Here is a 21960-nt window from a genome sequence, read left to right as displayed (position 1 = left end):
ACATCAGGCGACGTTGGTGTAGTTCAGGGGATCAGACGAATAATCTGGTCGGCGATTTGGCCTTGCATTTCGGTCAGATCCCGAATGCCCCGGTAGGTTTTATGAATCATATTCTGCTGCAATACCCTGGCTTGATGGGCGACGCCTTCAAAAGGCTGGATCTTACCCAGCGCCAGTAGCGGCTTTTCCGCTATAGATGTGTGAATGCTTTCAAGTCGGATCAGGGACTTCTCGGTGGTGTCCTGCAGTCGGTCCTTAACGCTTTGGATTCTACTCATGGCTTGACTCTCCTGTTCTAGCTGAGGGCGCTAATGCGCTGACGCGCCAGCTCATGGTAGAGGCGCAGTAGGGACGCTGGCAAGCTGTCTATTCACCCTAAACACATGAGGCTGGCGGGTGAATATCAGGCTTGCTCGCAGGCGTTCCCAGGACGAGCGGCGGTTTGTCCAACGTGCTGCAACACGACTTTGGCGACGCGGGCTATCAGCGGGGAAGGGAAGTCGTGGCCCATGCCGGCGATGACTTCAAGTTGCGCGTCACGGATGTTGCGGGCGCAGGCGACGCCCTCAGAAAGAGGGATGAGCGAATCCTCATCGCCATGGATGACCAGCGTTGGCGTGATGATGCGCTTTTGCAGCTCAACCAAAGAGCCTTCGGCAAGAATGGCGCTGGCTTGTCTCTGCAGTCCCTCGTGGTCGATGCTGCTTCTGTCGAGTACTTTACCTACTCGCTGTAATAACTCTGACCGGGAGGATGGATAGCTGCGACTGCCAATACGCCGTATCTGACTGATTTTGCTTTCAATAACCTCCGCCCGCAACTTGGGGCGCGTTGGCTTTATTAGCGCCAGCAGATTGGCCGGATTTAAGGCTGGGAGGCGGCTAAAGCCAGGAGCGGACATGATGGAAGTCAGACTGAGCGCCCGTTCAGGATATTTGGCGGCGGCGATTTGCGCGATCATGCCGCCCATGGATGCGCCGACAAGATGAGCGCTGGCGACCCGCAAGTGATTCAGCAGACCTATGGCGTCGTTGGCCAAGTCGCTCAGTGTGTAAGCGCTTTTCACCCGCAAACCGAACTGCTTGCGGAGAAAGTTGGTGACTGGACGGGCATGTCCCGCGCCATTGCTTTTGCTGGAGAGGCCAATATCCCGATTGTCGAAACGCACGACGAAATACCCGTTTGCAGCCAGGCGTTCGCACAGAGCGTCCGGCCACACCAGCATCTGAGCGCCAAGGCCCATGATCAGCAGAATGCAGGGATCTTTTTGTGAGCCAAAGGTTTCATAGGCGAGCTGGATATCGCCGATAGCAGCATATTCAACAGTCATTTTTTGTACAACTTGGGCGGGGTTGAAACTAAATCACCATCAAATTGTAATATTGATGCTGTATAAGAGCACGCTGTTCATAAAAGATTCAATTTACTGTCATCTAACTGTCACTTGAAACTCTTTGCTATGAACAGCGCGTTTCGCTTAGGCGAAGCTTTGGGTGATGGCGCCCATTAATGGGCCCTGGCCAAAGTTGCGGGTGTTGCGGTTTTGATTCACCCAGGAGCGAAACATCTCCACATATTCCCCTTTGCGCCAGTCATACAGAAACTGGCAGAGAATCACTAACGCCATATTGCCGCAGTTGCCGGTCAGGCCGCTGACTCGGGCTTCCATGTCCGCTGGCCGGAAGCTGTAGAAGTAAGGCGTGTCGGAAGGAGAGTGCGGTCCCAGGTCGGATCTGCCGATAAGCGATGTGATCAACCCATCGAAATCCTGGGCCTGATTCTGAGTGACGTTGATTTCGTAACTGATCGCCGTTGGGTCCTGGATCATGGCGAAGTCGTCGTACCATAATCCTCTGACGGTGATGTTGTTGCCGCGGGTTGTTTGTAACAATCCGGCGAGCAGGTAGGACTCAGGATTAAATCCCACCACATGGGTGACGACGCCTCCCTGGCGAACGACCAGAGCGGTATGGCCATTCTTGAAGTAGCCGACGCAGCCTTTCGGTGATTGCCAGGAAAAGGTGGACCATAAGCGATACAGGTTGCTGGCGCCGGCGCCTTCCTGCTGAACATTCAGCCGGCGAGGCGTATGCCGCAGCCAACCTTGCCAACTGGAGACGGCGACCAACCCGACGGAGTAATCTTGGTTATTTCCGTTATTAGCTTGAACTGTCATGCGAATATCCCTATTGGTTATTGTTTTTGTTAAGGAAACCGTTGCTTCCACAACGACTTCATCATGCCTGTAATCGGATTGGCTCGCTGTTTCGAATTGTATACGGGGCTATTTAGAACTCTCGCAATGTCCGTTTGATTATCCCGACTCCCTGTGTGATATCCGTTGGCGTCAGGGTCGCGAATCCCAGTAGCAGACCTGCTGCGGGAGGCTCTCCGTGATAGAACGGATGTATCGGATAAACGCGTACGCCTTGCGTTTGCACTTGCTCTATGAACGCGGAAACGGCGCTCAGCGGAAGGCTGGGCATCCAACACACCAGATGCAGGCCGGCGTTATCGCCCTCCACCAGAATCTCTCTGTCGCCCTCTTGGCGTTGTAACGCCGTCGCCAAAGTCTGTTGGCGAATAGCGTAGCGTTTACGCATTCTGCGCAGATGGCGCTCGAATTCACCCGTTTGCATAAACTCGGCGAGGATATGTTGCTCTAACCAGGGGGAGTGGCGATCCGTCACTTGTTTGGCGTAAGTGAGCGGCTCCAGCCAGCTTTTGGGGAGCAGCAGATAGCCCAGTTTGATGGCGGGGAACAGGACTTTGGAAAAGGTGCAGGCGTAGATCACCCGATCGTGATGATCGAGTCCCTGTAAAGACTCAATCGGCTTGCCGCAGTACCGAAACTCACTGTCATAATCGTCTTCGATAATCCAGGCGTCGTTCGCCTGCGCCCATTCCAGCAACGCCAGCCGCCTGCGCAGGGACATCACGCAGCCACTGGGAAATTGATGCGATGGCGTGACATAGACCAGCTTGGGCGCTTCCGCGCCTTGCGGCAAATCCTCTACTTTTAACCCTTCCTCGTCGACAGCAATGGGAATCAACTTGGCGCCGAGAGCGGTGAGCAACTGTTTGACTCGGGGATACCCCGGGTTCTCCATCGCAACCTTGTCGCCCGGATTGATCGCCAATCGCGTAATCAGATCGAACGCCTGTTGTCCGCCGGAGGTAATGGCGACTCTGTCGGGATGGCTGCGGCATGCGCGATTGAGTTGCAGGTAAGCGGATATCGCCTCCCGCAAGGCCGGTAATCCCAGCGTGTCGCCATAATGGCGGCCTTGCCGGTACGCCCAGTGACGAGCGGACTTTCTCCAGATATGTTGGCTTTTCTCGTCAAGATCCACATTGCCATACTGGAAATCAATTACCGTCGGCGGCGGGATGGCTTTGACGGGACGCTGGCGCATCAGGGCCTCACCCCAGAACGACAGACTTGGTGCTGGACCAGAGTGATGTGTCTGTGGCGGCGAGGCGGTGGGAAAATCCACGCCAGGCAACGGTGAGGCGACATAACAGCCCGATCCACGACGACTGACGATATAACCTTCGCTCAGCAACTGGTCGTAAGCGCTGGTGACGGTGGTGCGGGACAGGCCTCGCGCGTCCGCCATGCTTCGGGAGGACGGCAGGCGTTCTCCTTCCGGCAGCAGGCCCGCCAGAATGGACTGCTTTAACTCTTCATACAGCGATAGATAGCGAGACTTCGCATTTTGCGTCGGAGCGGTCATCTTCTTTCTCTAAAGTGGACTCTTTATAAATGTTTAAAGTGGACATTAATAGATGTCCAATTTCAAGCTAATCTGCCCGCATCAATAGCTTGATGTGATTGGAAGGAGTAAGTTCGATGACTGACGATGTACTGCCCATAACCCCTAAGACCGCCTTCACCCGCAAACGGGACCGGGCGGGTTACGATCGCCGCGATATCTACAGTATCTTGGATGCGTCTGTTCTGTGCCATGTGGCGTTTATGTTTGACGGCGCGCCCTTTGTGTTGCCAACCGCCTACTGTCGCTACGGCGATAATTTGATTGTGCATGGCGCGGTAAATGGTCGTCTGTTTAAAAGCCTTGCAGACGGGCGTGAGGCGTCCGTCTGCGTCACGTTACTGGATGGTCTGGTGCTGTCCCGGCGGGCGTTCCATCACTCCATGAACTATCGCAGTGTTGTCTTGTTTGGACAGTTCGAGGCGATTGAAGACCCGGATATGAAGAATGAAGTGCTGAATGCTTTGGTGGACCACATTATTCCCGGTCGCTGTTCGGACAATATCATCCCCAACACGCGCAACGAAGTGGCGGCGACGGCGGTGCTGGCCATGCCGATAGTGGAAGCGAGCGCTAAAGTTCGCAGCGGCCCACCCAGAGACAAAGAAGAGGATATGGATCAGCCGGTCTGGGCGGGCGTGGTGCCCATGCGCACGGTGTATGGAATGCCGGAGGTGGACCCGGAAACCCGCAGTGACGCCAGAATGCCGGATTACCTGCGACACCTGACTACAGGGCAGTAGATATTAACTCACCCACTGCGCGCCGGCTGGCAGCGGATAGTCGCTGAACTCTACGTGGAGAATACGACGCTGGTTAGGCGCCGTTCCCTTGCTGGAGGCGTGCAGCAAGTGAGGTTTCATGACCAGGATGTCGCCTGCCCGGGCGGCGCAGGACAAGGGCTTCGACGATGCGGCGACTTGCTGGATACGTTCATGGGATAACAGTCCCTCGCGGTGAGAACCAGGGATGACTTTCAAGCAGCCGTTGCTCTCGTCAGTTGGGTCCAGATGAATGCGAAACGCCAGCATGCGCTCCAGCGTCGCAATAGGAGGCTGCACGTGCATAACGCCATCTTTCTCAGACCATGGCCCCCAATCTGGCGCATCAAACCGTGCTTTGACGCAAACGGTTCTATCCTGATGCCAGGTCACCAGCCAGTTTTTTCGCGGCGACTTATTGAACAGGATTGTCCGGACCTGCTGTGGAGCGCCCTCTAAATACCGGCAGGCCAGCCGCTTGAGGTCGCCGCCGGCCAGCCACTCCTTCAGCGTTGCATACTTGCGCTCAGCGTTACGCACGCCGGAGCCGGAGTTAACCTCATCATCACGGGCAACTTCCTGCAGGATGGCGTTGATCAATGACGCAGGCAGTGCGTCCCGCAGCCATTCAAAACCATCGTGGTGGAAGTCGAACGTCATCAATCCAGCACTTTTTCTTTGAATTCGCACAGATCGGAGATGACGCAGGCGCCGCATCGAGGTTTACGGGCGGTGCAGATATAGCGGCCGTGTAGGATCAGCCAGTGATGAGCGTCCATCAGGTATTCCTTGGGGACGTGCTTCATCAGTTTGTGCTCCACTTCCAGCACGTTTTTGCCGGGGGCGATGTTGGTGCGGTTGGAGACCCGGAATATATGTGTATCCACCGCCATGGCTGGCTGGCGGAAAGCAGTGTTGAGCACGACATTGGCGGTCTTGCGGCCGACGCCTGGCAACGCTTCAAGGGCTTCCCGGGTCTGCGGCACTTCTGAGTCGTGCTGGTCGATCAGGATTTTGCAGGTCTTGATGACGTTTTCCGCTTTGCTGTTGAACAGGCCGATGGTCTTGATGTATTCCTTAAGACCCTCCACACCCAACGCGTAAATGGCTTCCGGCGTATTCGCCACGGGGTAAAGCTTGCGGGTGGCTTTATTAACGCTCACATCGGTGGCCTGAGCGGACAGAACCACCGCAATCAGCAGTTCAAAGGGGGTGTTGTACTCCAACTCCGTGGTCGGGTTGGGATTTTCCGCTTTTAAGCGGGCGAATATCTCCGCTCGTTTTTGCTTATTCATCAGTCTTCTTATGGCTTGTATTCACAGTCGAATGCGCCGCCCCATTTGTAATGTGGCGGGCAGCGAGAGAGACAGCCGCGCGCGTCAGGATATCTTTCCTGTTACTCGCACGCGTTTGCCGCCGGAGACAGGCTTCTCCAGTTTCACCGCAGCGGCTTCCTTCATGCGTTTATCGATCACATTTTTTAGCGCAATCAACAAGCCCATGCCGACAAAGGCGCCGGGGGGCAGCACGGCAAACAGAAAGTCAGGGTAGTCGGCGAACAACGCAAGCTTCCAGCTCCGCGCGGATTCGCCAAACAGCAGATCCATGCCTGAAAACAGCGAGCCTTGTCCTATTACTTCACGCATGCCGCCCAGCACCATCAGCACCAGACTGAAACCCAGACCCATCATAAAGCCGTCGAGCATGGAAGGGAGAATCGGATTCTTGGAAGCGAAAGCGTCTGCGCGTCCAAGAATGGCGCAGTTGGTGACGATCAGGGGAATGAAGATGCCGAGAATTTCATACAGCTCATAGGCGAAGGCCTGCATCAACAGCTCGGCGCAGGTTACGAAAGAGGCGATGATCATGACGAATGCGGGCAGGCGTACGGATTCAGGCACGTAGTTGCGGATCATGGAAACCGCGGCGTTGGAGCCGGTCAGCACTAAAGTCGTGGCCAATCCCAGGCCGATGGCGTTGACTACGGTGCCTGTCACCGCCAGCAGGGGGCAGAGGCCCAGCAGTTGCACCAGCGCCGGGTTGTTTTTCCACAATCCGTCCCGAACTATTTCTTGATAGCTTTTCGCCATTATGCAGATCCTGGATTCATTCGGTCATTCATGTTCGATACGCTCGCCGTCTGGCTATTCCTGTGTCGCAGTTGCGGTATTGACGCCGCTATTGCTACGCAAGAGTTGATCGCGATGGCTTTGAAAATAGGTTAGCGCATTACGCACCGCCTTCACTACCGCTCTGGGCGTGATGGTGGCGCCGGTCATTTGATCAAAATCGCCGCCGTCCTTTTTCACCTTCCAGCGGTCTTCCGCGGGAGAGCTGAGTGAGCGGCCGGGAAACTGCTCCACCCAGGGAGACTTCCGCGCTTCAATTTTGTCGCCCAGCCCGGGGGTTTCCTTGTGGGCGGTAATACGGACGCCTTTAATCGTTCCATCAGGTTGCACGCCGACGATGCCCTGGATTTCGCCGGTGTAACCATCCGGCGCGACAAAGGGCAGAATCACCGCCACTGGCGAGCCGTGAAGGGTGGCCAGATAGGCTTCCGCTGTGTCTTTGGCGCCGAGCAGAGGGTCTGGGTGCAACAGAATGGGGGTCGCCAGCATGTCGTTATCGTGCTCCTTACGTGGAACGACTTCATACAGCGCCTTGGCGCGGGCGTGCTTTTCCGCATCTGCGATACGATCTGCGGTGCTGACTTGAGTTACCGCGATCAAACCGGCGGTCACCACGGCGAATATCGCAAGTCCAATGCCGCCCCGAATAATGGATGCCTGTAATGCGTTCATGGGCGTCTCCTAATCCTGTTTCACGCCGCGACGGGCTTTGCGGTGTCCGTAAGTGCGGGGCTGGGTGTAGTAGTCCAGGAACGGCGCGGCGAAGTTCATCAACAACACGGCGAACGCCACGGCGTCAGGGTAGTTGCCCCAGGTGCGAATCAGGTAAACCAGAATGCCGACGCCAGCGCCATAGTAGAGTTTGCCGAGTTTGCTGGTGGCGGCGGAAACCGGGTCGGTGGCGATGAAGAAGGCGCCCAGCATAGTTGCGCCAGCGAGCAGGTGCAGCTGCAGCGGCGCATATTTATCTTCATCCCAGCCCAGTAGCAAAGAGCACAACGCCATCGCGGAGAGCATGCTGACTGGAATATGCCAGGTAATAATCTTGCGCCAGATAAGCAGGAGTCCCCCGGCGAGGAAGGCCAGATTGACCCACTCCCAGCCCAGCGCGGTGTGCGCGCCGAAGACAGGCATGGCGAAGACTGCTTCCGAAGTGCCGGCGACGATTTCGTGTTTATAGGTGTCCAGAGGCGTGGCCATGGTGTAGCCATCCACGCCGATTTCCGCTCCCCAGAAGATGTGGGCGAAAGCGTCCACGAGTCCTGGGATTTCCGCCAAGGGACGCGGCGTCGCCCAGTTAGTGGTCATCGCGACAGGGAAGGACACCAGCAGCAGTGCGTACCCCACCATGGCGGGGTTGAATGGATTATTGCCCAGACCGCCGTAAATCTGTTTGGCGAAAATGATGGCGAACGCCGTTCCAACAAATGTCACCCACCAAGGGGCGTAAGGCGGCAGCGCAAGACCCAGCAATACTCCGGTGAGAACGGCGCTGTAGTCCTGCAGATAAAAGGCCAGTGGCCGTTTGCGCAGCGTCAGCACAAAGGCTTCCGCCGCCACGGCGGTTAACGACGCCAGAATGACGTTGATCAGGGTTCCCCAGCCAAAGAACCAGGTCATGGTCAGCAATCCGGGCACGGTGGCCAGGATCACCCACTGCATGATGGCGGTCGTGCGCGCAGGTCCTTTCAGGTGAGGGGATGTGATGTGAAGAAATGCCATGGATTAAGCGCCCGCTCCGTCAGTGCTGGTCTGATTTTCCGCCGCGTCGCCGCGAGCTTCGTTAAGTGTGGCGCGGGCGGCGGCGACCCGATCTTGATTTTTCTCCACCGCTCTGGATAACTTCGCCACTTTCGCCTCGTCCATAGGGGACTCCTGTTGGGCTTCGCTGAGCATGTTCTGCATCATGGCGAGTTTATCCTGCGCTTTCTCCAGCGCAGAGGTCAGAGCCTCGATTTCCTCTGGCGAGGCTGCTTTGACGCCAGCGCCGCTAGCCTGTGTCCGGGCTTCTTCCAGCGTTTTTTGCGCTGCGGCCAAACGGTCCTGGTTCTTTTCCACTGCGCGCTGCAATTTGGCGATTTTGGCTTCGTCCGCCGGCTGCTCCGCTCTGGCGTCGTCCAGCATGCCCTGCATCATGCTCAACTTGTCGCGGGCTTTTTCAACCTGCGACGTCAGTTCTTCCAGGTTGGGCTCCGGCGGTTTATCGATTGCTTTATCCGTTGGGGCTGACTCTGCTTCCAACTCCGCCAGCTTCGCCTTGGTTTTCTCCACGGTTTCGGTCAATTGCGCCGCACGCTGCGGGTCCGTCTCGCGACAGGCTTCTATCGCTTGCGTCAGAGTCTTTATCTTGTCCCGGGTGCGGGCGATAGCGCGCGCCTGTTGCTCTGGGTCCGCCTGTGTCGCTGGCGTTGCGTTTGAAGCGGCTGGCGTCCCTTGCGCAGAGTTCTGGGCGTCGTGAAGGGCTTTTTCCGCCGCCGCCAGGCGTTCTTCGTTTTTTGCGATCGCGTTGCTTAGCTTTTCCTGCATGGCGGCATTGGCCCCATCGGATTCCGCCAGCGTCTCGCGCACTTTTTCCAGCTTCTCCCTGGCCTTGTCCACATTGGTCTGCAATTCCGCGATATTGACCTGGGCCTGGGCCTGGGCCTGGGCGGGAGCCGGTGCGCGCTTGGCTTGGGCGCGCTTGATAGCGGCTTCTATCGCCGCTTTCTTCGGATCTACTTCCGCCGGCGCATCCTGTTGCTGGGCCACCTTTTCCGCCTGCGCTTTAGCTGCGGCTTCCGCACGGGCCTTGCGCTTGGCTTCTTTCTCTTCTTTCTCGCGTTCAAGGCGGGCTTGTCGGAATTCGAAACGCTCACGCGCCTTGTCGGATTTCTGCTGCTCCTGCGCTGTCACCCGAATTTGATTCTTGGCGTAGCGGTAATATTGCACCAGCGGAATGCTGCTGGGGCAGACGTAAGAGCAGGCGCCGCACTCGATGCAGTCGAACAGGTTATAGTTCTCCGCCTTGTCGAATTCCTGTGCTTTGGCAAACCAGTAGAGCTGTTGTGGCAGCAGTTCAGCGGGACAAGCTTCGGCGCAAAGGCCGCAACGAATACAGGCCTGAGCGGGATCGGGTCTGGGAAACTCCTTGGCCGACACCGCCATAATGCAATTGCTGGTTTTCACCAGCGGCAAGTTTGGATCCGTTAAGGTGAACCCCATCATAGGGCCGCCCATGATCAGGCGATCCGTTTTGCTCGCGTCGAATCCCGCCTGTTGCAACAGGTCGGACATGGGCGAGCCTAATAAAACTTCAAAATTACCGGGCGTAGCGACGCCGTCGCCTGTCACTGTGGTGATGCGAGAAATCAGCGGCTCGCCGAAACGGACCGCGCGGTACACTGCCGCAGCGGTGCCTGCGTTTTGGCACATCACGCCGATATCAGCGGGGATCTTGCCGTGGGGCACTTCCAGGCCAGTCAGGATTTTGATCAGTTGCTTTTCTCCGCCGGAGGGATATTTGGTGGGAATCACAACTACTTCGATATGAGTGCCGGAGGCGGCTTGCTTCAGTGCGGCGATGGCGGCCGGCTTATTGTCTTCGATGCCGATCAGGCACTCTTCAGGCTCCAAAAGCTGAGCCATGATTTCCATGCCGCGTATGACTTCGTCGGCGCGTTCCCGCATCAACATGTCATCGGCGGTGATGTAAGGTTCGCATTCCGCCGCATTTAATATCAGCGCATTGACCTTGTCGTTACGAGGCGGGTGCAGCTTGATCGCTGTGGGAAACCCTGCGCCGCCCATACCGGCGATACCGCCCTGACGAACACGCTCCAGCAGCTGCTCTGGGCTAAGTGACCGATAGTCTTCGCATGGCGTCAGGTGCGTCCAGGCGTCTTCTCCATCCGTCTCAATTACTATGCAGATATCGCTGAGGCCGGAAGGGTGGGGTACGGGACGTCTTTCAACGGCTGTCACGGTGCCGGAAGAAGATGCATGAACCGCTACGCTGACCGGTCCTTCCGCTGCGGCGACGACTTCGCCCTTCAACACTTTTTGGCCTGGCGCCACCAGGGCTTTGGCGGGCTGACCAATATGCTGGCTCAGGGGGAGTATCAGCGTTCTCGGCAGCGTCGCCTTGCGAATCGGTCGGCTGGTGGATTGGCTTTTATTTTCCGGAGGGTGTACGCCGCCGTGGAAATCCCAGATTTGTCTCATGCTCAGGCCTTACTTCCTCACGCCGCCATACCGTTATTCTGATCTGTCGCGATGATCGCGCCGTTATTCGTCGGCGGCTTGGGCATATCCCAGGCCCAATCGCGGATGCCGCTGGGGGCGGGAATCATATCTATGCAGTCCACAGGACAGGGATCGACGCACAGGTCGCACCCCGTGCATTCGCTGACGATCACTGTATGCATCTGTTTGGCCGCGCCGAGAATGGCGTCCACCGGACAGGCCTGGATGCATTTGGTGCAGCCGATGCACTCATCTTCGCGAATATAGGCCACCTGTTTGCCTTTGCTTTCACCGTGTTCGGAATCCAGCGGTACCACTTCCACATCCAACAGGTCCGCCAGGGCGGTGATGGTGGCTTCGCCGCCGGGAGGGCATTTATTGATGGCGTCGCCGTTGGCGATAGCTTCCGCATAAGGGCGGCAGCCGGGGTAACCGCACTGTCCGCATTGGGTTTGCGGCAACAGGCTGTCGATCTGGTCGACGATGGGATTGCCTTCCACTTTGAATTTAACGGAGGCGAAGCCAAGCACGGCTCCGAAGGTAAGCGCCAGCGCGGAGAGCGCCAATACGGCTATGACGACAATACTCATCTGCGGAAGGCCTCTAGATATTAACCAGGCCGGTGAAGCCCAGGAACGCCAGCGACATCAGGCCGGCGGTGATCATCCCGATGGCTCCGCCCTTGAACGGTTCAGGCACATCGGCGGCGGCGATGCGTTCACGCATGGCGGAAAACAGCGTCAGCACCAGGGAGAAACCGACAGCGGCGCCGAACCCGTACAGGATCGACTCCATGAAATCATTCTGCTTTTTGATGTTTAACAGCGCGACGCCAAGCACGGCGCAGTTAGTGGTGATCAGCGGTAGAAAAATACCCAGGACGCGATACAGCAGGGGACTGGTTTTTTTGATCACCATTTCCGTGAGCTGGACGACGACTGCGATCACCAGAATAAACGTAATGGTTTTCAGGAATTCCATGCCGAGAGGCGCCAGCAGGTATTCGTGTGCCAGATAACTGCACAACGAGGACAGCGTCAACACGAAGGTGGTGGCCAGGGACATGCCCATGGCGGTTTCCAGTTTGTTGGACACGCCCATGAAAGGGCACAAGCCCAGGAATTGGACCAGTACGAAGTTGTTGACCAGTATGGTGCTCACCAGTATCAACAGGTATTCAGTCATCAGCGCCTCTTATTCAGGATCTTCACCAGCTTTATCCTAATGCTATCCAAAGCGTCGCTTATGGAAGCCCGCCGCGCAACAGCTCGCCAGCTCCCGGAATTCCCTGGCTCTGGCGGTTATTATCTGGTTGTGTTGCAGTGCGTTCAAGGCTGCGCCAGTCGCTCTTGCGCGGATTTAGCGCAAATTTGAGCCAGCGCAGCAAAACGGCGCCTGAAAGCGCCGTTGTGTCGGTTATTTAACCTGCATGCCCGGCTGCGCGCCGCTGTCCGGCTGCAACAACCAGATGTCTTTGCCGCCAGGGCCCGCCGCCAGCACCATGCCTTCGGACATGCCGAACTTCATCTTGCGCGGCTCCAGGTTGGCGACCATGACCGTCAAGCGGCCCACCAGATCTTCCGGCGCGTAGGCGGATTTGATGCCAGCGAATACCTGACGTTGTTCACTGCCGATATCCAGTTGCAGGCGCAACAGTTTGTCTGCGCCTTCTACATGCTCTGCGGAGACGATTTTAGCAATGCGCAGGTCGATCTTGGCGAAGTCGTCGAACTTGATCGTTGGCGCAATCTCCTCTTCGGATTTCGCCTCTTTCTTATCCTTTTTCGCTTTGCCGTTGTCTTTTGGCGCCTGCGCCATGTTGTCTTTAGAGGCTTCCACCATGGCGTCCACAGCCTTTGGATCAACCCGGGAGATCATTGCCTTGAACTCATTGACGGCATGGTCGGTCAGCGGCTGCAACGGTTTGTTCCAGACGATGGGCGCGTTCAGGAATTCTGCGGAAGCCGCAGCGACGCCTGGCAGCACTGGGGCCAAATAGGTGATCAGGATGCGGAACAGGTTCACGCCGACAGAGCAGACGTCCAACACTTCCTGTTCTTTGCCTTCTTCCTTCGCCAGTTTCCAGGGCGCTTTTTCATCGATGTACTTGTTGGCCAGGTCGGCCAGCGCCATGATTTCTCTCACCGCTTTGCCAAATTCGCGATCTTCGTACGCCTGGGCGATAAAGTCGGATTTGGACAGGAACTGTTCAACCAATTCAGGCTCGCTGATCTGAGACGACAGTTTGCCTCCTGCTTTGGTGATGAACTTGGCGCAACGGCTGGCGATATTGACCAGCTTACCAACCAGGTCAGCATTCACTTTCAGCGTGAAGTCCTGCAGGTTCAAATCCAGATCGTCCACGTTGGAGGTCAACTTGGCGGCGAAGTAATAACGCAGGTACTCCGGATTCAGGTGCTCCAGATAAGTCCGCGCCATGATGAAGGTGCCGCGGGATTTGGACATTTTGGCCCCGTCCACCGTCACAAAACCATGCGCATAAACGGCGCTGGGCGTTCTGAAGTCGGCGCAGCTCAGCATGGATGGCCAGAACAGCGCGTGGAAGTTGATGATGTCCTTGCCGATGAAGTGATACAGCTCGGCGGTGGAGTCTTTCTTCCAGTATTCGTCGAAGTCCAGATCCGCGCGACGCGCGCACAGATTCTTGAAGCTCGCCATGTAGCCAATCGGCGCGTCCAGCCAGACGTAGAAGAACTTGCCGGGTTGATCTGGAATCTCGAAGCCGAAATAGGGCGCGTCGCGAGAGATGTCCCACTCCTGCAGGCCAGCGTCCAGCCACTCCGCCAGCTTGTTGGCGATCTGCGGTTGCAGGGTTCCGCTGCGTGTCCACTTCTGCAGGAATTCCTGGAAGTCAGGCAGTTTGAAGAAGAAGTGGGTGGACTCTTTTTCAATGGGCGTCGCGCCAGAAATGGCGGAACGGGGATTGATCAGCTCGGCGGGCGTGTAAGTGCTGCTGCAGACCTCACAGTTATCGCCGTACTGGTCTTCCGCTTTACATTTGGGGCAGGTCCCTTTAATGAAACGGTCGGCCAGGAACAGGTTTTTTTCCGGGTCGTAAGCCTGGGTGATAGTGCGCGTGGCGATCTTACCCGCGTCCAGACAGGCCTTGTAAATATAGGATGACAGCTCCCGGTTTTCTTCCGAGTGCGTGGAGTAATAATTGTCGAACTCGATCAGAAATTCTGCGAAATCGCGACGGTGGTCGGCGTTGACCTGATCGATCAGTTGCTCCGGAGTAATGCCCATCTGCTCGGCTTTAAGCATGATCGCTGTGCCGTGCGCGTCGTCCGCGCAGACATAGGTGCATTGATTGCCGCGAAGCTTCTGGAAGCGCACCCAGATATCGGTCTGGATGTATTCCAACAGATGCCCCAGGTGAATAGGGCCGTTCGCGTACGGTAAAGCGCTTGTGACGAGAATTTTTCTAGGCTCTCCGGACATAATTCTTTCCGTTATTACTCATATAAGGCTTGTCGCCAAGCCATGGACAATAGCCGTCGACGCTGGTGCGTCGGCGATGGTGACAAAACGCGGGACGGATGTCGTCATCAGGATTCCCGCGAGGGGCGCATATGATACCGTTTGGAAGCCTGATTTTCATCCTGCCGGGCGCGATTAAATTGAATAAAACCATACTGATTCAGTATAGTATTGCCCCATCTTTCCTCTATATATCCCACCTTTTCCGGAGAACAGAATGAGCAGCATTGACAGATCTGCAGTGGAAGCCGCCATAAAGGGCTATAAGGACCCCTATCTGAAGGAAGATCTTTTCGCTATCGAAGCGGTAAAGTCACTGGATATTCAAGGGGATACCGTCAAGCTGGAAGTGGAGCTGGGCTACCCGGCGGCGGGCGTCGCCGGCGGGCTGAAGCAGATCGTCGGTTTGGCGATTGAGGATGTGGATGGCGTGGAGCGCTCAGAGGTGAACGTCGGCTGGAAAATCCTGCCGCATCAGGCGCAGCGCAATCTGCAAAATATCAAAAGCGTGAAAAACATCATTGCGGTCGCCTCCGGCAAGGGCGGCGTGGGGAAATCCACCACCGCCGTGAATCTGGCGTTGGCGCTGCAGAAAGAAGGCGCCAGGGTGGGCGTGCTGGACGCCGATATATACGGTCCCAGCCAGGGCATGATGCTGGGCGTGGCCGACGGCTCCCGTCCGGATGTGCAGGACGGTCAGTTCTTCATCCCGATTCGCGCCCATGGCATGCAGGTGATGTCCATGGCGTTTCTGGTGACGGAGAAAACGCCGATGGTGTGGCGCGGACCCATGGTCAGCGGCGCGCTTCTGCAATTGCTGACGCAAAGCCTGTGGGAAGATCTGGATTATCTGATCGTGGATATGCCTCCCGGCACTGGCGACATTCAGCTCACGCTGGCGCAAAAAGTGCCGGTGACCGGCGCAGTGATTGTCACCACGCCGCAGGATATTGCGCTGCTGGATTGCAAGAAGGGCATAGAAATGTTCCGTAAAGTGGATATTCCAGTGCTGGGCGTCGTGGAAAACATGAGTATTCATATCTGCAGCAACTGCGGCCATCACGAGCCCCTGTTTGGCGCTGGCGGCGGCGAACGCGTCTCGGAAGAGTACGATACGGAACTGCTGGGACAATTGCCTTTGCACATGACCATCCGGGAGCAAACAGATTCAGGGTCGCCAACGGTAGCGGCAGAGCCGGATTCCGAGGTCGGCCTGATTTATCGGGATATTGCGCGCAAGCTGGGAGCGATATTGTCGCAGCGGGCCAAAAATCAGGCGCAAATGTTTCCTGAAATCATTATCAAATCGGACTGATGTCCCGTTATATAGTTGATATAGCGCGCTGTTCCGGCATGGGACCTTTGTCTAAAACCGGCTATCCATGTATGATTGCGCGCTTATCGATCAACCTGTGCAGAATGAGTAAGAGTTATGGCGATTAAGTCGGATAAGTGGATTCGTAGAATGTCCCTGGAGCATGGCATGATCGAGCCGTACGAAGGGAACCAAGTGCGCGAGTCGGAGAATGGCAAGATCATCTCTTACGGCGTTTCCAGTTATGGCTACGATGTCCGCTGCAGTAACGAATTTAAAATTTTCACCAATGTCCATTCTGTCACCGTTGATCCCAAGGCCTTTGATTCGAAGAGTTTTGTGGATTTCGTCGGGGACGTGTGCATTATTCCTCCCAATTCTTTCGCCCTGGCGCGCACAGTGGAATATTTCCGTATTCCCCGCAATGTGCTGACCGTCTGTCTGGGCAAATCAACTTACGCCCGTTGCGGCATTATCGTCAACGTCACTCCGCTTGAGCCGGAGTGGGAAGGGCACGTGACATTGGAGTTCTCCAACACGACCAATCTGCCCGCGAAAATCTACGCCAACGAAGGTGTGGCGCAGATGCTGTTTTTTGAATCTGATGAAGTGTGCGACGTCAGCTACAAAGACCGCGGCGGCAAGTATCAGGGACAAGTCGGCGTTACTCTGCCGAAAGCCTGATTCCTTTCTATGATGCAGGCGCTGCGCCGACGATGGGTCGGTTCGCCGCCTGCGGTGTTGGTGTCTCTCTGACGAATTGGTTCGCAACATGGCGCAAGAGGGTGTCATTAAATTTGATCTGCGGCACACGCAGCAACCGCTGCCTGAGCAATTGGATCTTAGCGAGCTGGAAGCCTGGCGAGGCGTGCTATTTGAGCATGGCCTGATTGGGCAAGACCCATTTCGTTATGACGGCCTGGGTTACGGCAACATCAGTATGAGAACCGGTCCAGAGAGCGCCTTTATCGTCACGGGAAGCCAGACGGGAGGCGTCTCTCATCTTGAGGCGAACCAGTATGCGCTGGTGACGGAAGCTGAGGTGGACGCCAATCGCCTGACCTCCCTCGGTGAAATCAAACCTTCCTCAGAATCCCTGACCCATGCGTTGTTGTATGCGCTTGACCCCGAGATCAAGGCGGTGGCGCATGTGCATTCGCCGGAAATCTGGCATAACGCAGCGGCTCTTGGTCTGACGACCACGCCGGAGAGTGCGGAGTACGGCAGTATGGATCTGGTCAACGCCATTAAGTCATTGTGGCGTGACGGCAAGCTGAAGACGCCCGGCGTTTTTGTCATGTTGGGACATCAGGATGGCGTGGTGGCGTTCGGGTCCTCGTTGAGAGCGGCGACCGGCATTATTTTGAACGCCCATCATCAGGCTATATTTGGCGTTCCAACCTCACCCGGCGGCAACCGCCGTCTTTGATTTCCCTTATACTGGAGCCGAAGTATTCGGCTCATTCATTTAACTCTGACTAACTATTCCCGGTAAGGAGACTCCTGGTGGCGTCTTTAAAGCATTTTAAAAAACTCGAAAGTCTGCGCGGCTGGCGGCAAGTGGTATTTGTCTTATCTCTGGCGGAGCGGGCGACCCCGAACCTGAAGTTGTTCGTCGAGTCTCAGGAGTTGACGCTGTCCCGCGAAGTGAAAGGGGTTCTGGGCGCATTGTGGAAAACGGTGCAGGAAAACGCCAAGCTAAAAACTTTGCCCTACGTGGAAAAGCTGGAAGAGTTCCTCGATCAACTTGGAGATATTGACTCCTATGGCGCGCGCCCAGCGTCTGACTGGGCGCAACTGCTCCTGCTGGGACTGCAGTTGTGGGATGATGAGAAAAGCAAAAAGGCGCGTGAAGCTTCTGAAATCTCTTTCCGCACGGTGACGGATTTTGTTGAGTTTTCCGAAGGCGAGGGGCTTTCCGACGACGATCTGGTGGCCTTGTGGGATAAGCATCCCTTGGTGAAGGATGAATTAGCATTTCACGATGAGCTATACGCCAAACTGCAGGAGCTGCGCGCGCCTACTGCCGAGGGGTTGGCGGAGATACGTAAGTTGAGTCGCCAGGGGGGCGTGAGTAATATCGGCATCTCTCTGGATGGATAAGCGCGGTCAGCAGGCGCATCCGTAAAAATACAATTGTCTGCATTCAGCTAAAAATTGTAGTCTCTGACGCTCCCCGTGGAGGTTCTCTGCGGGAAAAAGCCTTAAACTAAATCTGGCCGGCGAAGTTTTCCGGTCGTCGGACGCCATTAAAATAATGAGTCGAGCGTAAGGGGAGTGTCATGTTGTTATCGGAATTTGGAACCAAGTTTACCAGGGAAGCTGGCATCAATTCGTTAATGGAGGATTTGGGGAACGCCCTTGCCGGAGGCGACATGATCATGATGGGGGGTGGCAACCCAGGCAACATCCCCGAAGTGCAAGCCGCGTTTCAAGACCAGTTGGCGCGCATTAGCGCTGATGCAGACGAATTCCGTAAGTTGACAGGCATCTATGATCCGCCTCAGGGTGAGAAGCAATTTATCTCCGCGCTGGCCGAGTTGCTGAGCCGGGAGTACGGCTGGCCGATCAAGCCGGAAAACATCGCCCTTACCAATGGCAGTCAGTCCGCCTTTTTTATTCTCTTCAACATGTTTGCTGGTCGCTATCCCGATGGCGGACATAAGCGCATCATGCTGCCGATGACGCCAGAATACATTGGCTATGCGGACGCTGGGCTCAGCGAAGATTTCTTTATCTCATCCAAGCCGACCATCGAAATGCTGGATGAGCATACTTTTAAATACCACGTTGACTTTGACCATCTCAATATTGATGAGAACGTCGGCGCGATGTGCGTATCCCGTCCGACCAACCCTACGGGCAATGTACTGACCGACAATGAAATGGCGCGCTTGATCGCGATGGCGAAAGAGCATGACGTGCCGCTTATTGTCGACGGCGCCTACGGCCTGCCATTCCCTGACTTGGTGTACATCGACGCCAAACCCGTTTGGGATGAGCATTTGATTCTGTGTTTGAGCCTGTCCAAGCTGGGCTTGCCAGCGGTAAGAACGGGTATCGTGATCGCCCAGCCGGAAATCATCAAAGCTGTGGCGTCGGTTAATGCGATCGTTAATCTGGCTCCGGGCAGCTTCGGCGCCATGTTGACCAAAGACTTTGTCCGTAGCGGCGAAATTCTGCGAATCAGTCGTGAAGTGGTTAAGCCATGCTATCAGGCCAAGGCGGAGAAGGCGGTGGCGACGCTGCATCGCGAGTTGGATGGATTGCCATTTGCATTGCACAAAGCGGAAGGGGCTATGTTCCTGTGGCTATGGTTGCGCGATTTCCCGCTTTCCAGCCATGAGCTTTACCAGCGCCTGAAACAAAAAGGCGTGTTGGTGGTGTCTGGCCACTATTTCTTCCCGGGATTGCAGGAAGAGTGGGAGCATACTCATGAGTGTCTGCGTATTACTTATTCGCAGGACGAAGAGTTAGTGGAGAAGGGCTTGAAGATTATGGCGGAAGAGATCCGGCGCCTTTACGCTGAAAAGTCCTGATTGATGAAATCCATGCTGGGCGAGTGCTTTCGCCCGGCACGGATGAGTAATAAAGAGTGATGCTTAAGGTTTGATTACCCGGTCGCCCACTTTGGCCTTTTCCAGATAGATTTCGTACTTCTCTCCATCCGGTTCAATCTGCACCATTTGCACCAGCAGGTAATTCCAGTCCTTAGCGAACCAGAGGCGGGTTTGGCGGTCGCTGTCCGGCTTGCGAACTTTTTCCACGACGATGCAGTCAATTTTCCCCAGGCGGGTATCCAGCTTTTCTTCGCCGACCACACTGAAGACGAATTCCTTGAGATGTCCGCCATCTGCGACCTTATAAGTCAGGTCGGTTATTCCTTTCGCCAAGTCCAGACGTAGCTGTAACTGGTAGCTGAGCTTGTCCAGTGTCTGCTCTGGAATGGTCATGCTCCATGGCTTGTTCTCAACATTGTTGCGAACGGACATCTTAGTCCAGTCGAAGTCCACGGTAGCTTTCTTGTCCTTGACCCAGCCGCTCCGTTCATAGGAGTAGTTGGTGGGGCGGATGTAGTCGTTAACCCATTGGAAATTAACGCGTTCGTTAATATCCACGATAAACGAGTTAACATCGAAATTGTACGACCAGGAGCCATCCTCAAGCTGTTTCAACTCCCTAACGGCGGTGCCGCGAATGGGAATGCCTTTCTTGTAGGAAGCCTTATATTCCGCCTTGGTGGGGATTAACTCCTGATTTGCGTAGGCCTGACTCGGCGCTGTTACTGCAGAGGCCGCTACCAAAAATAACGAACATGCAACAGGAAGCCTTAGTGTATCTGCGAGCGCCCTGAGGTGTCCCCGCATATATGGTTCTCCGTTGTTTAACTGACAGGTCAACATTAAGCGCTCAGGCGCCTGGGATCAAGCGTCCCCAGGCGTTATCGCATTGCTGATTTGTAATCCGGCGGGAGGAAGTTCGGCGTCATCCAGATAGGCGCGCTCGTCGCGCATGACCAGCCTGCCTTCGCAGAACCAGCGCACGGCTTGCGGGTAGATAAGGTGCTCCTGCAACTGCACGCGATCCGCAAGGCGTTTGGGGTCGTCGCCGGGCAGAACGGGAACGACCGCCTGGATAATGTTGGGGCCGCCGTCCAGCTCCTCCGTGACAAAGTGCACGGTGGCGCCGTGTGCGGAGTCGCCGGCTTCAAGCGCTCTTTGGTGCGTGTTGAGCCCTTGATATTTGGGCAGCAATGAAGGGTGTATGTTGAGCATGCGACCATGATAGTGGCGCACAAACTCGACTGTGAGAATGCGCATGAAGCCCGCCAGCACCACCAGATCAGGAGTGTGACGATCTATCTCCGCCATCAGCGCCTGGTCAAAATCAGTGCGGGTTGCAAACTGTTTATGGTCGATCACTGTCGTGGGAACGCCCGCCTTGGCGGCGCGCTCAAGGCCGTAGGCGTCCCCTTTGTTGCTGATGACACTGACAATCTCGCCGTGAACGGTATCTGCGATGACGGCGTCCAGCAGCGCTTGCAAATTGCTGCCGGAACCGGAAATTAAAACGACGATTCGCCGCGGCGCGGATTCAGTTGCAATAGTCACGCTCAGTCAACCAGGCCTTTCATTTCGACGACAGGTTCTTCTTCCGTGTGGGCTTCAATGGTTCCCAGACGGAACACAGTTTCTCCCGCTGCGCTCAGCAATTCCTGCGCTTTTTCGGCGCTGTCCGCGGGTACGCAGACCACCATGCCGATGCCGCAGTTGAAGGTGCGGAACATTTCGTTCCAGGCGACGTTGCCGTTTTCCTGCAACCAGTTGAACAGGGCGGGGATTTCGAAGGCGCTGACGTCGACCACAGCCTTTGAGTGCGCAGGCAGTACGCGGGGCAGGTTTTCCAGCAGGCCGCCGCCAGTGATATGGGAAAGCGCGTGGACAGGAGTCTGACGGATGAGCTCCAGCAATGGTTTAACGTAGATGCGAGTAGGCGCAAGCAGTGTTTCGCCCAGGGTGGCGTCGCCAAACGGCTGGTTCAAATCAGCGCCACTGACTTCCACGATTTTACGCACCAGGGAGTAGCCATTAGAGTGAACGCCGGAAGAGGCCAGTCCAAGCAGCACGTCGCCGGGTTTGACCAGACTGCCGTCGATAATTTTGGATTTTTCCACGATGCCAACGCAGAAGCCCGCCAAATCATAGTCGTCGCCTTCGTACATGCCGGGCATTTCTGCGGTTTCGCCGCCGACCAGGGAGCAGCCTGCTTGACGACAGCCTTCGCCGATGCCAGTGACGACGGTCGCCGCTACGTCAACGGACAATTTGCCGGTGGCGTAGTAGTCCAAGAAGAACAAAGGTTCTGCGCCTTGTACGATCAGGTCGTTGACGCACATAGCCACCAGGTCGATGCCGATGGTGTCGTGCTTGTTCATTTGCATGGCCAGCCGCAGCTTGGTGCCCACGCCGTCGGTGCCGGAAACCAGAACCGGCTCCTGATAGCCTTTCGGCAGTTCGAACAGGGCGCCGAATCCGCCGAGTCCGGCCATCACTTCCGGACGGCGAGTCGCCTGTGCGGCGCCCTTGATGCGCTGCACCAGCGCATTGCCAGCGTCGATATCAACCCCAGCGTCACGATAACTTAAAGAAGGCTTGTCATTGGAAGCGGTCATAATAGGTGTCTGCCCTATAGCGTAGGTCCACGGAAAGGAGGCGTATTTTAACAGCCCAGTTCCCCCAGCGCCAATGCAGTAAACA

The 21960-nt window shown here is 56.1% G+C and carries 22 protein-coding genes; 6 read left to right on the top strand and 16 right to left on the bottom strand.

Going from position 1 to position 21960, the window contains the following annotated elements; translation table 11 throughout:
• Nucleotides 1-23: 23 nt before the first annotated feature.
• The 4 genes from KP814_RS27585 to KP814_RS27570 all read right to left on the bottom strand — a co-directional run bounded on the left by KP814_RS27585 (nt 24) and on the right by KP814_RS27570 (nt 3737).
• Nucleotides 24-278 carry a hypothetical protein gene (locus tag KP814_RS27585; RefSeq protein ID WP_127972680.1) on the bottom strand — a complete coding sequence of 85 codons (255 nt, stop codon included), beginning with the start codon at nt 276-278 and terminating at the stop codon, nt 24-26.
• 125 nt (nt 279-403) lie between these two features.
• On the bottom strand, nt 404-1330 hold the full coding sequence (locus KP814_RS27580) for an alpha/beta fold hydrolase (RefSeq protein WP_216739805.1): 927 nt from the start codon (nt 1328-1330) through the stop codon (nt 404-406).
• 147 nt (nt 1331-1477) lie between these two features.
• Nucleotides 1478-2176, bottom strand: a complete 699-nt coding sequence (locus KP814_RS27575) for a hypothetical protein (RefSeq protein WP_216739804.1) — start codon at nt 2174-2176, stop codon at nt 1478-1480.
• A gap of 112 nt (nt 2177-2288) precedes the next feature.
• A complete protein-coding gene (locus KP814_RS27570; RefSeq protein ID WP_216739803.1) occupies nt 2289-3737 on the bottom strand; it encodes a PLP-dependent aminotransferase family protein in 1449 nt (482 codons plus the stop codon).
• Between the two features lie 116 nt (nt 3738-3853).
• Between KP814_RS27570 and KP814_RS27565 the strand changes: the two genes are divergently transcribed.
• Nucleotides 3854-4519, top strand: coding sequence for a pyridoxamine 5'-phosphate oxidase family protein (locus tag KP814_RS27565; protein WP_216739802.1), 666 nt, complete (start codon nt 3854-3856; stop codon nt 4517-4519).
• A 3-nt stretch (nt 4520-4522) separates the two neighbouring features.
• Here KP814_RS27565 and KP814_RS27560 read toward each other — a convergent pair whose 3' ends face one another.
• The 9 genes from KP814_RS27560 to metG all read right to left on the bottom strand — a co-directional run bounded on the left by KP814_RS27560 (nt 4523) and on the right by metG (nt 14349).
• Nucleotides 4523-5197 (bottom strand): phytanoyl-CoA dioxygenase family protein, encoded by a 675-nt coding sequence (locus tag KP814_RS27560; protein ID WP_216739801.1) that lies wholly within the window; start codon nt 5195-5197, stop codon nt 4523-4525.
• Nucleotides 5197-5832, bottom strand: coding sequence for an endonuclease III (gene nth / locus KP814_RS27555; protein WP_216739800.1), 636 nt, complete (start codon nt 5830-5832; stop codon nt 5197-5199). Before nth ends, KP814_RS27560 begins: the two co-directional genes overlap by 1 nt.
• An 84-nt stretch (nt 5833-5916) precedes the next feature.
• On the bottom strand, nt 5917-6627 hold the full coding sequence (locus tag KP814_RS27550; RefSeq protein WP_216739799.1) for an electron transport complex subunit E: 711 nt from the start codon (nt 6625-6627) through the stop codon (nt 5917-5919).
• Between the two features lie 54 nt (nt 6628-6681).
• Complete coding sequence (gene rsxG / locus KP814_RS27545) at nt 6682-7338, bottom strand: electron transport complex subunit RsxG (RefSeq protein ID WP_216739798.1); 657 nt, start codon at nt 7336-7338, stop codon at nt 6682-6684.
• A gap of 9 nt (nt 7339-7347) precedes the next feature.
• Nucleotides 7348-8388, bottom strand: coding sequence for an electron transport complex subunit RsxD (rsxD, locus tag KP814_RS27540; protein ID WP_216739797.1), 1041 nt, complete (start codon nt 8386-8388; stop codon nt 7348-7350).
• 3 nt (nt 8389-8391) lie between these two features.
• Nucleotides 8392-10866, bottom strand: a complete 2475-nt coding sequence (gene rsxC / locus KP814_RS27535) for an electron transport complex subunit RsxC (RefSeq protein WP_216739796.1) — start codon at nt 10864-10866, stop codon at nt 8392-8394.
• Nucleotides 10867-10883: 17 nt separating this feature from the next.
• Nucleotides 10884-11477, bottom strand: a complete 594-nt coding sequence (gene rsxB / locus KP814_RS27530; protein ID WP_216739795.1) for an electron transport complex subunit RsxB — start codon at nt 11475-11477, stop codon at nt 10884-10886.
• A 13-nt stretch (nt 11478-11490) separates the two neighbouring features.
• Entirely contained in the window at nt 11491-12072 is a 582-nt protein-coding gene (rsxA, locus tag KP814_RS27525) for an electron transport complex subunit RsxA (RefSeq protein ID WP_216739794.1), read from the bottom strand.
• Between the two features lie 231 nt (nt 12073-12303).
• Nucleotides 12304-14349 carry a methionine--tRNA ligase gene (gene metG, locus KP814_RS27520; protein WP_216739793.1) on the bottom strand — a complete coding sequence of 682 codons (2046 nt, stop codon included), beginning with the start codon at nt 14347-14349 and terminating at the stop codon, nt 12304-12306.
• 256 nt (nt 14350-14605) lie between these two features.
• Here metG and apbC point away from each other — a divergent pair, with 256 nt between their 5' ends.
• The 5 genes from apbC (at nt 14606) to KP814_RS27495 (ending at nt 19242) form a co-directional block, all read left to right on the top strand.
• Nucleotides 14606-15703: an iron-sulfur cluster carrier protein ApbC gene (apbC, locus tag KP814_RS27515; protein WP_216739792.1), complete on the top strand. Its 1098-nt coding sequence runs from the start codon at nt 14606-14608 to the stop codon at nt 15701-15703.
• A gap of 117 nt (nt 15704-15820) precedes the next feature.
• Complete coding sequence (gene dcd, locus KP814_RS27510) at nt 15821-16387, top strand: dCTP deaminase (RefSeq protein WP_216739791.1); 567 nt, start codon at nt 15821-15823, stop codon at nt 16385-16387.
• A gap of 88 nt (nt 16388-16475) precedes the next feature.
• A complete protein-coding gene (locus KP814_RS27505) occupies nt 16476-17132 on the top strand; it encodes a class II aldolase/adducin family protein (protein ID WP_216739790.1) in 657 nt (218 codons plus the stop codon).
• A 77-nt stretch (nt 17133-17209) separates the two neighbouring features.
• Nucleotides 17210-17806 (top strand): YjaG family protein, encoded by a 597-nt coding sequence (locus tag KP814_RS27500; RefSeq protein ID WP_216739789.1) that lies wholly within the window; start codon nt 17210-17212, stop codon nt 17804-17806.
• 179 nt (nt 17807-17985) lie between these two features.
• A complete protein-coding gene (locus KP814_RS27495) occupies nt 17986-19242 on the top strand; it encodes a valine--pyruvate transaminase (RefSeq protein ID WP_127972648.1) in 1257 nt (418 codons plus the stop codon).
• A gap of 63 nt (nt 19243-19305) precedes the next feature.
• Here KP814_RS27495 and KP814_RS27490 read toward each other — a convergent pair whose 3' ends face one another.
• Genes KP814_RS27490 through purM form a run of 3 tightly spaced genes read right to left on the bottom strand, consistent with a single transcriptional unit; the run spans nt 19306 to nt 21875 of the window.
• Nucleotides 19306-20070, bottom strand: a complete 765-nt coding sequence (locus tag KP814_RS27490) for a DUF3108 domain-containing protein (RefSeq protein WP_216739788.1) — start codon at nt 20068-20070, stop codon at nt 19306-19308.
• A 57-nt stretch (nt 20071-20127) separates the two neighbouring features.
• Complete coding sequence (purN, locus tag KP814_RS27485; RefSeq protein ID WP_216739787.1) at nt 20128-20814, bottom strand: phosphoribosylglycinamide formyltransferase; 687 nt, start codon at nt 20812-20814, stop codon at nt 20128-20130.
• 2 nt (nt 20815-20816) lie between these two features.
• A complete protein-coding gene (purM, locus tag KP814_RS27480; RefSeq protein WP_216739786.1) occupies nt 20817-21875 on the bottom strand; it encodes a phosphoribosylformylglycinamidine cyclo-ligase in 1059 nt (352 codons plus the stop codon).
• Nucleotides 21876-21960 lie beyond the last annotated feature (85 nt).

Source organism: Hahella sp. HN01 (genome assembly GCF_018986435.1).
Lineage (GTDB): Bacteria > Pseudomonadota > Gammaproteobacteria > Pseudomonadales > Oleiphilaceae > Hahella.
This window is presented reverse-complemented; position numbering and strand designations above follow the sequence as displayed.

Bases quoted from the DNA above. Each gene is read 5' to 3' on its own strand.
- KP814_RS27585 (WP_127972680.1), bottom strand. From the start codon at position 278: ATGAGTAGAATCCAAAGCGTTAAGGACCGACTGCAGGACACCACCGAG.
- KP814_RS27580 (WP_216739805.1), bottom strand. From the start codon at position 1,330: ATGACTGTTGAATATGCTGCTATCGGCGATATCCAGCTCGCCTATGAA.
- KP814_RS27575 (WP_216739804.1), bottom strand. From the start codon at position 2,176: ATGACAGTTCAAGCTAATAACGGAAATAACCAAGATTACTCCGTCGGG.
- KP814_RS27570 (WP_216739803.1), bottom strand. From the start codon at position 3,737: ATGACCGCTCCGACGCAAAATGCGAAGTCTCGCTATCTATCGCTGTAT.
- KP814_RS27565 (WP_216739802.1), top strand. From the start codon at position 3,854: ATGACTGACGATGTACTGCCCATAACCCCTAAGACCGCCTTCACCCGC.
- KP814_RS27560 (WP_216739801.1), bottom strand. From the start codon at position 5,197: ATGACGTTCGACTTCCACCACGATGGTTTTGAATGGCTGCGGGACGCA.
- nth (WP_216739800.1), bottom strand. From the start codon at position 5,832: ATGAATAAGCAAAAACGAGCGGAGATATTCGCCCGCTTAAAAGCGGAA.
- KP814_RS27550 (WP_216739799.1), bottom strand. From the start codon at position 6,627: ATGGCGAAAAGCTATCAAGAAATAGTTCGGGACGGATTGTGGAAAAAC.
- rsxG (WP_216739798.1), bottom strand. From the start codon at position 7,338: ATGAACGCATTACAGGCATCCATTATTCGGGGCGGCATTGGACTTGCG.
- rsxD (WP_216739797.1), bottom strand. From the start codon at position 8,388: ATGGCATTTCTTCACATCACATCCCCTCACCTGAAAGGACCTGCGCGC.
- rsxC (WP_216739796.1), bottom strand. From the start codon at position 10,866: ATGAGACAAATCTGGGATTTCCACGGCGGCGTACACCCTCCGGAAAAT.
- rsxB (WP_216739795.1), bottom strand. From the start codon at position 11,477: ATGAGTATTGTCGTCATAGCCGTATTGGCGCTCTCCGCGCTGGCGCTT.
- rsxA (WP_216739794.1), bottom strand. From the start codon at position 12,072: ATGACTGAATACCTGTTGATACTGGTGAGCACCATACTGGTCAACAAC.
- metG (WP_216739793.1), bottom strand. From the start codon at position 14,349: ATGTCCGGAGAGCCTAGAAAAATTCTCGTCACAAGCGCTTTACCGTAC.
- apbC (WP_216739792.1), top strand. From the start codon at position 14,606: ATGAGCAGCATTGACAGATCTGCAGTGGAAGCCGCCATAAAGGGCTAT.
- dcd (WP_216739791.1), top strand. From the start codon at position 15,821: ATGGCGATTAAGTCGGATAAGTGGATTCGTAGAATGTCCCTGGAGCAT.
- KP814_RS27505 (WP_216739790.1), top strand. From the start codon at position 16,476: ATGGCGCAAGAGGGTGTCATTAAATTTGATCTGCGGCACACGCAGCAA.
- KP814_RS27495 (WP_127972648.1), top strand. From the start codon at position 17,986: ATGTTGTTATCGGAATTTGGAACCAAGTTTACCAGGGAAGCTGGCATC.
- KP814_RS27490 (WP_216739788.1), bottom strand. From the start codon at position 20,070: ATGCGGGGACACCTCAGGGCGCTCGCAGATACACTAAGGCTTCCTGTT.
- purM (WP_216739786.1), bottom strand. From the start codon at position 21,875: ATGACCGCTTCCAATGACAAGCCTTCTTTAAGTTATCGTGACGCTGGG.